The organism is Halococcus sp. IIIV-5B (assembly GCF_003602035.1).
Lineage (GTDB): Archaea > Halobacteriota > Halobacteria > Halobacteriales > Halococcaceae > Halococcus > Halococcus salsus.
In genome coordinates, this window is the sequence record NZ_QZWE01000013.1 from 41,147 (window position 1) to 53,236 (window position 12,090).

The window sequence follows — 12,090 nt, forward strand, 5'->3', positions numbered from 1 at the left end:
TCTGTCAAATTATTTTGCACGGTTTGTCTTCTATGGGATGAAACGGACCTGAACCACATAGCTACGAATGGCCGTAAGGTTCCTACCGAGCAAGCCCTTACGACTCAAGTTATGACGGATGATGATGCTGATCCTTCGGAGAAAGACTATGTGCCCCTAATCGACAGGGCTAACGTTACGCTGAGCGAACAAGAGAGTAAGCTGGTAGATGAATTAGTTGACGGTGATGAGTATGGCACATCTATTTCTGCCGACGAAATGGCAATAGCCCTGGTTGAGGCAGACATCGATGATGAACACAGAGAGGCGACTGTTGATGATTTAGTCTACGCCTATCGAAATCGGATAGACGACACTGAGTAGTAGCGTTCTCTCACAAGCGTGAGAAAGGGGAAAGCAGGAACCTCCTTCCGTTGGTCACGGCAGTTGGAACTTCCTCAAACCTCCTATCCGGAGTGTCATTACTAATATCTGTTATCACAATAGAAAAAGTATATCTATAAGTATTAGTGTGACGATACTTACCTGTGGAAGGTAAAAGTAGTTCTAATGGTGTTATCGGCTTCTGCAAAGTCTGTGGTGAGGCGACAATGGATATGATGGATGATCTCTGTCCCGACTGCCGTTACTGAGAAGTAGAATCCTTTGGTGACGTATGTCCATCAGATGGACGTGAGAGTAGCGTGGAATGTTCATGAGTAGTATGAGTCTCGTCAGTAGGTGAACCACACTGAGCGTCGTATATGCGACTTTCACGGCGTTCTGAGACGTACACGTAAGTCACCATGAGCGACTCTCTTTCTGAAAGAAACGGCGTAAGTTGGAACCGACTTAGAGCTGGCGAAGGTGGACACCATCGTCATCGTAGTGATCCACATCGTCGTTCCGAAGCTCGTGGGTATCATCACTATCGTTCCAGCCAAGCGCCGACATGATGCTGTCCAAGATACCAGAATCCGTATCGCTACTACTGGTATCGACGTAGGCGTTACCATCCCGAACGTCGTTGACGGTCCCAACCCGATTACCGGCATTATCGAACACACCACTTCTCCTGTCGTCGTCAGTGAAATCTCGTGCCATCGCACACTGTTGTTTGACTTCTGTCAGCAACATAGTTGAGCAAGCATCAGCAAGTTGTGGCTCTGCTAAACGTCAAATTTGCCTCCCCACACAAAGCTTATTACAAGATGGCAGGGAGGTTTTGATAGGACCAGAAGGGGACTCCGTTGCCCGGCATCACCTTGTAACACTTCCCCACATGGTCCACCTCCCCACCCGTTTTAACTCACAGAGAGCTGTGGCTACCAGCCGTCTATACGACAGTGATAGCAGGTTCCATTGTCAATATATGGATCTGACATACCCTTCCCACAACGCTGACACGTTTCCATACTTCCATTCTGACCGGCCCCATAGTTTCCCTTCACTGCCATCACCCACCTTGACAATCATGGCGATTATTTATAGTGCTATTGTAAACGTTCATCCATGAGTGTGTGAAATTTGACGATCCTACCTGCACAGATGTCAATATGGCCTTTCGGCCCGGAGAGTACCCTTACTCTCCGAAATGACCAACGATAATCTCTACTGCCAAGATGGTCTGTTAGAATAGGACAATTAGGTGCCGTTTCACAAGGCCTATAAAAGTGGCTCTACTGTCGTTGATACTGGTCAACGGATCAGTCTGGGAAACTCGAAAGCAGGGTGATGCCAGCGCAACGGGTTCTCCCCTTTTTGCGAACCTATTTCCGAGCAACCAGAGGTATGTAATGCCTCATCATGAGTTTTATGGACTCTATCTGAAGAGTAAGAAACAATGATTATTTGGTCTTGTTTTGCATTTTAAGGAACGTCAGCCGTCATAAATCACTCTGAGCAAACACAAGGGTTTGAGGTGGTTCTAAGGGATCCTATCATCTCCCGATCTACGGCCCTGCGTAGGTGGTAGAGTTACCTTCTTCATCTGATTCGGATTCAGTCTCATCATCGGGATTAGAATTCTTGTCCACAGCTATCTTATTCTAAGAGATTCAGAGTATAAATGTTATGCCCTCCATTCATTTTCATGGCTGGTGTGAATCTTGAGTGGCGACGAGAGAGGGGTTTGAGACAGTAGTCAGTTCGCTATGTCACTAAGACGGATTAGCAACTCTGCCAACAACCCATCTACGTCTAACCATAGACGAACCCGCTGTCTTCGCTTCCAGTCCACTGTGAGCTTCCCGTCCCGATGACCGTCTTTCGGAGCGTTGAGTGAGACAAGCGTTACTTCGTAATCAGAACTCTCGTCGCTATTCTCTGAGAGTCGTTCAACATCAACTTCGTAGTAGGTCAGGGGGTTTTCGAAGTTCATGGTGGTGGGGCTGGTCGGCCCACCATCCCATTGACAGATCGCCCACCGTTCTTCGGTGTCGTCCAAACCCCTGGGGTCCACACGATCCTCTACGGTGTCGAACAGACGGTTGCCCGGTAACTCCTCTATCTTCTTCGGACCTCTACTGAGCTGGATGCTCATACGGCTTCACCTCCCCGAACGACAGGAACAAGTCTCTAAGTAGGTCACGAACGTCCTCCGTTCGGACCATGAAGTACTGTTGCCAACCAGTGTCATCGACAATACCGTGGTCGTTCGCTACCCATCTCGTGAGACACAGCAGGTAGGTCCGAACGCCCGAAGTGTCTTCTTCGACACACCGAACTTCGATGAAGTGTTCTGCGCCTTGGCGAGGACCATTCCAATACTCACAGCAGAGTCCTGTGAACAGACCGTCACCGACTGAAACCCGTTCCTCTCCCCTTGAGTCCCATCGACTCATCGTAGCATGGTATGCCTCTGGCGAGAGGTCTTCGGGCGGAGTCAGTGGGGTGTCGTCATCGAACAGGTCACTGTCTTCCAGCTCATCTTCATCGTAGACAGGGCCATCGAATCCCTGAACCAACCAGTCAGGGATCATCGAGCGACCTCTATGGGGCTGTGAGAATCCTGAACGCTGTCGCTACTGATGTTTGATCGAACGACTATGCTTCCGCTGTCATGGGCAACTTCTATGTTGCCTGTCTCTATATCTGTCATTGCTGCTTTCCGGCAGCACTGGGGTGGGTGCTTATGACCACCCACCTTTCCTTCCGATGAAAGGCCAATGCCCTCAGTGCTTACCACCATGTTGAATCAGGAACTACTTAATTGCTTTGGTTATCTAAAAAGCAACAGACTCACAGTGGTAGAAATAGAATTAGCGATGTGAGTGGCAATGCCTGAAGATCATGAGGATGGACGACGGAAGTATGGGGACCAAGAGTTCTTAGAGGCCATTCAAGAGGCTGAGAACCCAACGACGGGCGATATCGCCAGAACTGTTGGATGCACGTCACAGGCAGCTCTCTACCGTCTCAATCTCTTAGAAGACGAAGGTAGGGTGTCTTCGATGAAGGTGGGGGCGGCGAAGGTATGGTCAGTTTCCTAAGTGATTCTTACCAACGCTCGTTAGACGAATTGCTTCCAATGTTTGGTAAGACGGTAAGGCCGATGCCGTTTGAATAATAGACGTAAGCATACTCGGAAATGTCTCAGTGATTCACGTTACTAAGCGAGCCACAACTGGATGACTGCCAGAGCCACAATGAGAATTGAGAGAACCATGGAAGCATACTGGGATAAACGTGGACGAAGATATTCAACCCGGTAGTAATCCCTGTCGTAGACCATGAACGTATAGAGTCGGAACGGTCGTTTAGAACTTGAGCGGCGACATCCTATCCTCCCACTGTCACTTTGATAGAGGGATAGACTCTCCAGTGAAACGGCCCCACTTCCTTGATAGGGCAACATTTCTGGGTTCATCTGGTACGTTTCAGTATCGCCAGGATCTACTGTCGTGTTCACATCAACCGTATCTGTCCACTCTGATTTGTTTCTGGACTCCTCGAAACTCAGTCGAATGAAGGTATCTACTTCGACAGATACCTCTCCCGTATTCTCAATGACGATCTCAAACGTGGGAGACTGGTCGGTAAAGTAGACGTTCTTTCGCCGCTCCAAATCCCCGTTCACACTCACAGCAAGATTGTCTTCAAACTGGCGTGGATGGTAGGTTCTCTTTGCTGGCATTAGAATAGTGTTAGCCGATGGTCACATGAATCACGGGCCTAAGCCCCCATGTCTCTCCCACTATCCTAAGTGGGGACGGTGAAGGTCCGTATCGCTATGTTAGCGAACTACTGACCTACCGGATGGCCCTAAGCAATTGTCGAGCGTATTCACCGGATTTCGTATCTGTCTGTGCCAACTGTTCAATCTTCTCCATTTGTTCAGGTGTGCAATCATATTTGGCCACCACGTTAGCCCATTTTTCTTCGATGTCAGGGTTTTCGTCACTCATCGTTAATCACTTCAAGCAGTGCCCGAGCAACTTCTGAAATGTCGTGGTCAGTCTCATCACGAAGGAATCGGAGTGATTCTAACTGTTCTTCGCTAACATCGTATCCAGGTTCCTCTGGGACACGTTCCTTGTCGCCGTTAGTTCGTTTGCTGTCGTCCATCAGACTACTCCACGTTCCCAAGGTACTGACGACGTTGCTCAGCCTGTTGTTCTTCCGTCCGTCTATCGTAATGCTTTGAGAGCGTCTTTTGATCGACGTTCATCCTATCTGACACCACCTTTTCAGGAACGTCTTTGGAGAGAAAGTGGGTGATGCTCCCACGGCGAATACTATGGGGTGAGACGCTTTCAGGACACTTTGGCGACCCACTGCCGTAGTATTCACAGGCATCTTGCTCGTTGCCCAACGGACACTCCCCTATCACACAGGGTTGTGTCGCCCGGTAGATGACGCCTCTAAGTGTGCCTCTACTGGGACGGCCTTTTTGGCTTGTGAGTAAGGGCTGTCGGCCACTATCGTCTTCTGTGGGCGGTCTGACTTCACTCAGGTAGTCTTTGAGGACTTCACAGACGTTCTCCGAGAGAGCCACATACCGTTCACCATTGGATTTGTTCTTCAGTCGGGTGCCTGTCTCAGGTCGATGGTTGAGCGATAGACGTTCGTCCTCTTCATCGAAGTCTTTCACATCAAGTGAATGAAGGGCTCCAATTCGCATCCCAGTGTGCCAGAGCAAGAGGATAGTGATGTGGCGTCGGCTGGCATAGTCGTATTTCCGTAGGTGTTCCAGTAGCGTCTCGGCGTGTGGAACTTCCATGAGAGCGTCACGGCTACCTTCACCCCCATGGATGGTTGGGACCAGCATCTTCTCTGAGAGGCCGTCCTCAACGCCGTCAATCGACTCACAGAACTTCATGAAGACCCTGATGGTGCTGAGTTGGGTCTTCACCGAAACGACGTTCAAATCACCTTCTTGCTTTCTCCAGACACGATATTCGTGGAGATCCCTGCCAGTCAGAGAATTGAGGTTCTGAATGTTGCCTTCATCACCGTCCTCACACCACCGAATGAAATGGCGAAGACGGTATTTGTGCGAACGCAGGGTGTTTTCCGATGCTTCTGAGCGACTTTCAAGGTAGAGTTCCACGGCTGTTTGTGGATCTACCGGGGTGAGACTACTGTCTGACATGACTTTGAACTGCTGTTGGAGAGTGCCATGTGACGCCTCTGGAGGGCAATGAGAATCCACGCTGTCATACTCATCGGTGAACGTCAGTTGATGAATCTGCGTGCTGTGGCGGGGCGGAAAGGGCCGTGACCACCGGGAACGGTCCCCGACAGGGCCCATCTCTACTTCTTCGACGCCCGATAGAAGCTCTAGAGGACGATCTAAACCGATCTCTGCGACCGGGAGGGACCCGATCTGGCCAACACGGTACCGAGCCGAGTGCTCGTGGCCACCACTCGTGTGCTCCAGTAAGCCTTTAGCCGTTACCCGATTATTGGTAATTACCACATGTACGAGGTGCTTGACGACACGGCAGCACGAGTCATTCTCGTCACCGAGAGCGGTGACTCGATCCGTCGTGTCGCCCAGCATCTCCAGACACCCTACGAGACAGTCAGACAGGCCGTCAACCGACTTGAAGGGGCGGGATACCTCCAATATGAAGACGGCCTCTCCGTCGTTGATGATCGCGTCCGGGACGCAGCACGCGAGCTGGTGGCTGCAAGTGCCAACGTCAGTCCACCATCGATAGAGGAAGCATACGTCATCCCACAGTTCGGTGATTGGCCCTTCGCGTTTACTCGTATCGACGCCGTCTATATCTGGACTCAGGGAGGCTATCGGATCAGTCGCGATGCCACGGATTATCCGTTGTTTCTCGCCGTCCGTGAGCAGGACGTCGACGCCTGGGAACGATTCTTTGACGCATTCGGCCTTCCCACTGCCTTCGAACGTCAACCTAGCGAAGAGCATGCTGGACCACTGCAGGTCGTTCTCGATCCTCAGCCTTCGCTTGAGATCGACGATGTAGAGGGATATCCGGTGATTCCCCGTGTACAGACGATCGAGTATATGCGTGAGCATTACGCACAGTTCCAGTCAGCACTTGCGATGCTCGATCGGATGTACGATGACCTTGACCTCGGTGTTGACTATCGGGAAGACGAGCGAGTCAGTCCATGAGCTTCAACGACCGAAGCGACGCACTCATCGAACTCCTCGGAGAGCTTTCCGAGAACGGTCACCAGTACGTCCTCGTCGGTGGCTACGCCGTCTCGGCATTCAACACACGCTTTTCGACCGATCTCGATATCGTGGTTGCACCGGATGCCGAAGACGAATTCGCCGAATTCCTCGAAGCCCACGGGTTCGAACAAACGGACAGCCACGCCAAGGAATGGTTCTACGATACGGCTGTCATTGAGTACGAGAAACGACTCGCACCACAACAACCGATCGGGTTCGATCTGTTGGTAAATGGGCTCGGCTGTCGCCAAACCGAAGCCCAGTGGTCGTTCGACTATCTGTACGACCACAGCCATGAACGAGCGGTGGGTGGTGCAACGACAGCGGCGAACGCGAGAGTTATCGATGGTGCAGTCCTCGTGGCGGCGAAGCTTCACAGTGGACGTGAAACCGACCTCCGGGACGTTCTGGCGATTGCAGAAGAGATCGACTTGGACACAGTAACGCCTCACCTACACCGAGGGGAGAAGGATGAGCTCCGGACACAGCTCGAACACGGGATAGAGATCGTAGAGAGCGAGGAGCTCAAGCACGGTTACCGAAGCGATTTCGGCGCGTCGACCGTCTCGACGGAAACTGTCACAGATCTCCAGCAGTATCTCTCCGAGCAGATCGAACAGCTACGGTGATCCTATCCGACACGGAGCGAAGTGCCTTCCAGACACGGCAGCTCTCGCGAGCCAACTCGCTTGCTGAACACGAAACCCAACCCATCGATATATTCCTCTCCGTCCGGTCGAGAGTTGTATTGCCTCGCGAGCATCGTCGGATGCGACGACGGAATGACAGTTGACTGGTAGATGCCTCCTTCGTCGTTCCCGCGTTCGACAGCATCCTCGAAAGTCACCCCAACGAGCCGAGCACCGCCACGTCGTACGAGGCGATGTCCGCCGGGTCTTCGAGAACCACGGCCTCGAAGCTCCACGTCGACCCCGCGGCGAGGTCGTGAGTGCTGTCGAGGTACCGGCCCAATTGCTCGCCATCGCTGTTGTAGACCCGTGCCCGGACTTCGACCAACTCGATCCGTTGGCGGCCCGTGTTCTCGATGCTTCCCCGGACTACCGCGCCCCGGTAGTCGTCCCGGACGACCATCCCGTGATCCCGGAGGGCCAGCGCGTCGAGCCGCACGGCGTAGGTGTCGCCCTCGAGTTGGGCGCGCGCCGCCGCGGCGCTCGCCGCGCTCGCGTTCGACGCGTTCGTGTCGGCGGTCGTCGGGAGGTCGACGTCCCGCTCGTCGCCGTATCGGACGTCCCCGCTCCCGGATCCACAGCCGGCGAGCCCGACCGACCCGCTCGCACCGAGGAGAGCGAGGACCTGCCGTCGGCTGAATCGGCGTGACTCGGTCTCGGGTGGGCGGGTCACTGGTCCTCCCCCGCCCCGATGTCGTCGGAGCGCTGTGAGTCCCGGAGGATGAACGGGCCGACCGCGAGGGTTCGCTGGGCGATCGTTCCGAGACGGAGGATGTACGACACGAGCACGAAGAACGGCATCGACGCGATGGCCACCGCCGCACTGATGGCGAAGACGAGGTTCGCCATCCCCAGGGTCGACCCCACGAACGAGTTGGGGTCGAGATAGACCAGCCCGAGGATCGATATCGCGAGCGCCGGGACGCCGGCGTAGAGCATCTTCCGGGAGAAGTCGACCAGTTCCCGCCGGAAATAGAGGGTTTTGAAGTGTTCGCGAGCGGGCGCGAAGAGGCTCAGCGCCTGGATCAGACCGTCGAAGGCGGTTCGTTGGTCCTCGGAGAGCGACTCGCTGTGCTCGGACCGAAGCCGCCGTGCGGTGTATATCTTCCAGGAGTAGTCGTAGTTCAGCACCGCCGGGATGACCTCGAAATCGCCGAACTCCGCCTCGGAGAGCTGCCCCTCGATGTCGTCCGCCTGGGTTCGGATCCGTTCGCCGAGCGCGTTCACGCTGTCACGGAGCTCCGCGTCGCCATCGTCCGCCACCGCCTGCTTGAGGTCGTCCGCCCGGTCCGTGCTCAGCTGCATGAACGTCCGCATGAACGAAGCGGGTTCGGGCGGGGCGACCGACCCGGTGAGCTCCTCGATGTGCTGGCGGAACTCCGTCGCGTCGGCCATCTCGTCGCGTTTCTCGCCGAGCGGCCCCAGCTCGCGCGAGAGCACGAGCTGATTGAGCGTGACGACGAGCGTGATCCCGGTGATGATCGACATGATGAACGCCTGGAAGAGGCGCTCGATGTGGGTCCCGTTGCGGACCGTGGTTCGTATCGGGTAGACGTTGACGACGCCGACGGCGACCAGCACGACGAAGAGACCGACCGTCAACAACCCCGCGACGAGGGCTCGGTTCGCGGTGAGCAACACCCAGAGGCGAACGCGATTGTTACCGGTCCGCTCGCGCATGGTGGTCGCGGGGCCGGTATCACTCATGGCGACGACATCGCTCCCCTACCGACCGGCTTCGGTCCCACGGTCTCGTCGCTGACCGCGAGCACCTTCGTCTCGGGTGTGACACCGGTCATCGTCTCACTCCCTCGGCTCCCGACGGGGGAAAGGGAACTGCTTGCAGCTACGGGCCGTTCGGGTCGGTTGGCCCGTCCGTTCGACGGACTGCCCGCGCCGAACGGTTCGAGACGTGACTGTGGGTCGACACGCGTCCCCGAAGCGTTGGGGTTCGGTCACACAGGACCGTCCGACACGGAATTCGAAGTACGATCGTGACTGCGGGAACGTTCGGGAACTCGCTCAGGTGCTCGCTTCGACGGTCGCGAGAACGTCGTCGACCGCGGTCTCGACGGCCTCGCGTGCGTCCGCGTCGAGTTCGACGAGCGGCGGTCGGAGGGTCGCCTCGGGGAGTACCCCTCGAACGACGAGACCGGCCTTCGCCGTCGGGGCGAACCCGTGGGCGACACAGGCCTGAAACAACGAGGTGATCCCCGTCTGGAGGGCGGTCGCCGTCTCGACGTCGCCGCGCTCGACGGCGGCGACGAGCGCCGCGAACGCCTCGGGGACGACGTTCGAGAGCGCACAGACCCCGCCGGCAGCGCCCGCGAGCAGCCCCCACTCGAGGAGGCTGTCGGAGCCCGGATAGACCTGAAAATCCCCCGGCGTCCGCTCGACGACGTCCTGGAAGTAGGTGAAGTCGCCGCCCGAATCCTTCAGGCCGACGACCGAGTCGTGGTCCGCGGCCGTCGAGACGGTCTCGGGGGCGATCGGCGCGCCCGTACACGACGGGATGTTGTAGAGGTAACAGGGGAGGGCGGCTTCGTCGGCGACGGCGGTGAGGAAGGCCTCGTTGCCCGCCTCGTCGTTCGCGGTGTGGAAGTACGGTAGCGTGATCAGCGCCGCGTCCGCCCCCGCCTCCGCGGCGAACGCGACGTTCTCGACCGTCCCGGCGACGCTCGTCCCCGCCGTCCCCGCCATCACGGGGACCCGTCCGTCCGCGACGTCGACCGTCGTCTCGATCACGGTCCGGTACTCCGCCGTCGAGAGGCTGGCGAACTCACCGGTCGTCCCGCACGGAACCAGTCCGTCGATGCCGCCCTCGATCACGTGCTCGACGAGGGTTTCGAGGCCGGAGGTGCTCACCTCGCCGTCGGTGAACGGGGTGATCGTCGGACACAGCGCGCCACCGAACCGGTCGGGAACGGTCGTGGTCATCGTTCGAAACCCACGGGGCGACCCGCATAACGATACCGCCCGTGACGACGCCTCCGCCGTCCGCTGACCCCGGTCGTCGTTCCGGCTCCTCGCTGTCCGTTCACCGACACGGCCGAACGGCCGATAACTACAATCCCGTCAGCCCCCTACGGAGGCGTATCCCGCGGAGACGGGGTGACACACGATGGCAGTGACACGAACACCGGCCGAGGCACCGACCGACGAGCACCGGCGGGACTACACCGTCGAGTTGTTCGTCCGTTCGTTGGCACCGGCGGGCGCTCGGCCGGAGCAGGAGGGGGTGGTCGACCGGATCGAGGGGCTCCAGCGAGCGGGACGCATCGCCGCCTCGACCGTCACCGTCTGGGGCGGGGGTATCGCCCCAGGGTCGGCGTTCGCCGGCACCGAACCCGGCCGAACCATCCTCGAAGCGGTCGAGGAGTTCACACGCTGGGCGTCGGCGAACGACCTCCGGTTTCCGTCGGCGTTCGAGGAACGCGAGTGCACCTCGATCGCCGGCGACGATTGCCAGCGGGTGATCGGGTTCCCGCTCATGTGTCTCGCAACCCGCGAGAACGGCGAGCTTCGGTGTGTCGCCCCGTGGTCGAACGACGTACTGACGCACACGATCCACGACTGCCTCGACGAACTCGCCGACGAGGACGGACCGACGGTCCACGACTGGGACACCGACGAAGACCCGGTCTGAGGCGTCACGACGCCGCTGCACCCGGATTCGTGGCAAGGGCTATCTCCTCGCCGGGCCTACCTCGTGTATCATGGGCTCCGCATCGGGTACCAACTTCCCCGCCGTCAGCGACGCGTGGTTTCGCCTCTGGTCCGACCTGTTCACCTCCACGCTCGAAGCCAACCGTGCGGCCATCGGCGCGTTCGAGCGGAGCACGGCGGCCGCGCCACGGCTCGACCCGGCGGTCCCCGAGGTGGCCTATCGGGAGCCCGACTGGGAGGTCGAGCGGTCGGTCGACTCGGCCGCCGACCTCGCGGTCGGCGACTGGGTTCGGTTCACGAAGCGGATCGCGGACGAGGAGGTCCGGGCGTTCGCCCGGATCAGCGGCGACACGAGCCGGCTCCACCTCGACGAGGGGTTCGCCGAGGACACCCGTTTCGAGGGCCGGATCGCCCACGGAACGCTTCTCTCGGGCCTCATCAGCGCCGCGCTCGCGCGCCTGCCCGGGTTGACGATCTACCTCTCCCAGGAGCTCGAGTTCCGCCACCCGGTTCGGATCGGCGAGACCGTCACCGGGAACTGCGAGGTCATCGAGGCCCTCGGGGGCGACCGCTACCGGATCGAGACGACGCTCCACAACGAGGACGACGAGGTGATCATCGCCGGCGAAGCCGTGGTCCTGATAGACGACCTCCCGACCACCGCTCGTCAGTAACCCCGACCGCCGATACCGTCCCCGCTGCCGACGGGTCGAACGGTGGTCGTGGTCCCGCCCGCGAACCGGAACCCGACGAGCGCGTTAGCTCGCGAGGGCGATGACGACGAACGTCAGGGTGAAGACGAGGAGCGCGATCAGTGCGAGGATCCCCATGAGCTGCTCGGTCGTCATGTGGGCTTCTGGGGGTCCGAAGCGGAAAAACCCGCGTTACCCAGCCAGAAACGTGGATTTCCCGGCCGCGCCGTCCCGCTGGAGCCTCGACGACGACCCGACCCGGCGGCGCGGGCTTTCGAAATCCTTTTTCCGTCGGTCGGCCTCGGTCCGAGCGGGCCGCCTTAGCTCAGACTGGGAGAGCACTCGACTGAAGATCGAGCTGTCCCCGGTTCAAATCCGGGAGGCGGCATGCTTTTACCACATGTTT

At 57.9% G+C, this 12,090-nt stretch carries 14 protein-coding genes and 1 tRNA gene; 7 read left to right on the plus strand and 8 right to left on the minus strand.

Annotated features, from left to right (window positions below; all coding sequences use genetic code 11):
* The first annotated feature begins 111 nt into the window (after positions 1–111).
* The gene (locus D3261_RS10480; RefSeq protein ID WP_120072141.1) at positions 112–363 is read left to right on the plus strand and encodes a hypothetical protein; all 252 of its coding nucleotides are present in this window, start codon (positions 112–114) and stop codon (positions 361–363) included.
* A 483-nt stretch (positions 364–846) separates the two neighbouring features.
* Positions 847–1,122 (plus strand): hypothetical protein, encoded by a 276-nt coding sequence (locus D3261_RS20020; protein ID WP_158589379.1) that lies wholly within the window; start codon positions 847–849, stop codon positions 1,120–1,122.
* A gap of 1,000 nt (positions 1,123–2,122) precedes the next feature.
* Here the strand turns inward: D3261_RS20020 and D3261_RS10490 are convergent.
* The 5 genes from D3261_RS10490 to D3261_RS10500 form a co-directional block, all read right to left on the minus strand.
* Positions 2,123–2,521 carry a hypothetical protein gene (locus tag D3261_RS10490; RefSeq protein ID WP_120072143.1) on the minus strand — a complete coding sequence of 133 codons (399 nt, stop codon included), beginning with the start codon at positions 2,519–2,521 and terminating at the stop codon, positions 2,123–2,125.
* A 1,068-nt stretch (positions 2,522–3,589) separates the two neighbouring features.
* Entirely contained in the window at positions 3,590–4,114 is a 525-nt protein-coding gene (locus D3261_RS19755; protein WP_147464963.1) for a hypothetical protein, read from the minus strand.
* Positions 4,115–4,229: 115 nt separating this feature from the next.
* Complete coding sequence (locus tag D3261_RS20025) at positions 4,230–4,385, minus strand: hypothetical protein (protein WP_158589380.1); 156 nt, start codon at positions 4,383–4,385, stop codon at positions 4,230–4,232.
* Positions 4,378–4,545, minus strand: coding sequence for a hypothetical protein (locus tag D3261_RS20030; RefSeq protein ID WP_158589381.1), 168 nt, complete (start codon positions 4,543–4,545; stop codon positions 4,378–4,380). Before D3261_RS20030 ends, D3261_RS20025 begins: the two co-directional genes overlap by 8 nt.
* Before the next feature lie 4 nt (positions 4,546–4,549).
* Positions 4,550–5,530: a site-specific integrase gene (locus D3261_RS10500; protein ID WP_233553963.1), complete on the minus strand. Its 981-nt coding sequence runs from the start codon at positions 5,528–5,530 to the stop codon at positions 4,550–4,552.
* Positions 5,531–5,899: 369 nt separating this feature from the next.
* On the opposite strand from D3261_RS10500, the gene D3261_RS10505 reads away from it, so the two are divergent.
* Both D3261_RS10505 and D3261_RS10510 read left to right on the plus strand, forming a co-directional pair.
* A complete protein-coding gene (locus D3261_RS10505) occupies positions 5,900–6,574 on the plus strand; it encodes an RNA polymerase subunit sigma-70 (RefSeq protein ID WP_120072147.1) in 675 nt (224 codons plus the stop codon).
* Complete coding sequence (locus D3261_RS10510; protein WP_120072149.1) at positions 6,571–7,266, plus strand: nucleotidyltransferase domain-containing protein; 696 nt, start codon at positions 6,571–6,573, stop codon at positions 7,264–7,266. The genes D3261_RS10505 and D3261_RS10510 overlap by 4 nt, the downstream gene beginning before the upstream one ends.
* A gap of 214 nt (positions 7,267–7,480) precedes the next feature.
* Here D3261_RS10510 and D3261_RS10515 read toward each other — a convergent pair whose 3' ends face one another.
* The 3 genes from D3261_RS10515 to dapA all read right to left on the minus strand — a co-directional run bounded on the left by D3261_RS10515 (position 7,481) and on the right by dapA (position 10,263).
* On the minus strand, positions 7,481–7,999 hold the full coding sequence (locus D3261_RS10515; protein ID WP_120072151.1) for an FxLYD domain-containing protein: 519 nt from the start codon (positions 7,997–7,999) through the stop codon (positions 7,481–7,483).
* Entirely contained in the window at positions 7,996–9,033 is a 1,038-nt protein-coding gene (locus D3261_RS10520; RefSeq protein ID WP_120072153.1) for a hypothetical protein, read from the minus strand. Before D3261_RS10520 ends, D3261_RS10515 begins: the two co-directional genes overlap by 4 nt.
* Before the next feature lie 315 nt (positions 9,034–9,348).
* Positions 9,349–10,263 carry a 4-hydroxy-tetrahydrodipicolinate synthase gene (gene dapA, locus D3261_RS10525; protein ID WP_120072155.1) on the minus strand — a complete coding sequence of 305 codons (915 nt, stop codon included), beginning with the start codon at positions 10,261–10,263 and terminating at the stop codon, positions 9,349–9,351.
* Between the two features lie 184 nt (positions 10,264–10,447).
* On the opposite strand from dapA, the gene D3261_RS10530 reads away from it, so the two are divergent.
* The 3 genes from D3261_RS10530 to D3261_RS10540 all read left to right on the plus strand — a co-directional run bounded on the left by D3261_RS10530 (position 10,448) and on the right by D3261_RS10540 (position 12,072).
* Positions 10,448–10,972 (plus strand): HTH domain-containing protein, encoded by a 525-nt coding sequence (locus D3261_RS10530; protein ID WP_120072157.1) that lies wholly within the window; start codon positions 10,448–10,450, stop codon positions 10,970–10,972.
* A 70-nt stretch (positions 10,973–11,042) separates the two neighbouring features.
* On the plus strand, positions 11,043–11,666 hold the full coding sequence (locus D3261_RS10535; RefSeq protein WP_120072159.1) for a MaoC family dehydratase: 624 nt from the start codon (positions 11,043–11,045) through the stop codon (positions 11,664–11,666).
* A 332-nt stretch (positions 11,667–11,998) separates the two neighbouring features.
* Positions 11,999–12,072, plus strand: a tRNA-Phe gene (locus D3261_RS10540).
* Positions 12,073–12,090: the final 18 nt, after the last annotated feature.

Coding starts and splice junctions, on each gene's coding strand:
- D3261_RS10535 (WP_120072159.1), top strand. CDS start 11,043: ATGGGCTCCGCATCGGGTACCAACTTCCCCGCCGTCAGCGACGCGTGG.
- D3261_RS10510 (WP_120072149.1), top strand. CDS start 6,571: ATGAGCTTCAACGACCGAAGCGACGCACTCATCGAACTCCTCGGAGAG.
- D3261_RS10490 (WP_120072143.1), bottom strand. CDS start 2,521: ATGAGCATCCAGCTCAGTAGAGGTCCGAAGAAGATAGAGGAGTTACCG.
- D3261_RS10505 (WP_120072147.1), top strand. CDS start 5,900: ATGTACGAGGTGCTTGACGACACGGCAGCACGAGTCATTCTCGTCACC.
- D3261_RS10530 (WP_120072157.1), top strand. CDS start 10,448: ATGGCAGTGACACGAACACCGGCCGAGGCACCGACCGACGAGCACCGG.
- D3261_RS19755 (WP_147464963.1), bottom strand. CDS start 4,114: ATGCCAGCAAAGAGAACCTACCATCCACGCCAGTTTGAAGACAATCTT.
- D3261_RS20030 (WP_158589381.1), bottom strand. CDS start 4,545: ATGGACGACAGCAAACGAACTAACGGCGACAAGGAACGTGTCCCAGAG.
- D3261_RS10520 (WP_120072153.1), bottom strand. CDS start 9,033: ATGAGTGATACCGGCCCCGCGACCACCATGCGCGAGCGGACCGGTAAC.
- D3261_RS20025 (WP_158589380.1), bottom strand. CDS start 4,385: ATGAGTGACGAAAACCCTGACATCGAAGAAAAATGGGCTAACGTGGTG.
- D3261_RS10480 (WP_120072141.1), top strand. CDS start 112: ATGACGGATGATGATGCTGATCCTTCGGAGAAAGACTATGTGCCCCTA.
- dapA (WP_120072155.1), bottom strand. CDS start 10,263: ATGACCACGACCGTTCCCGACCGGTTCGGTGGCGCGCTGTGTCCGACG.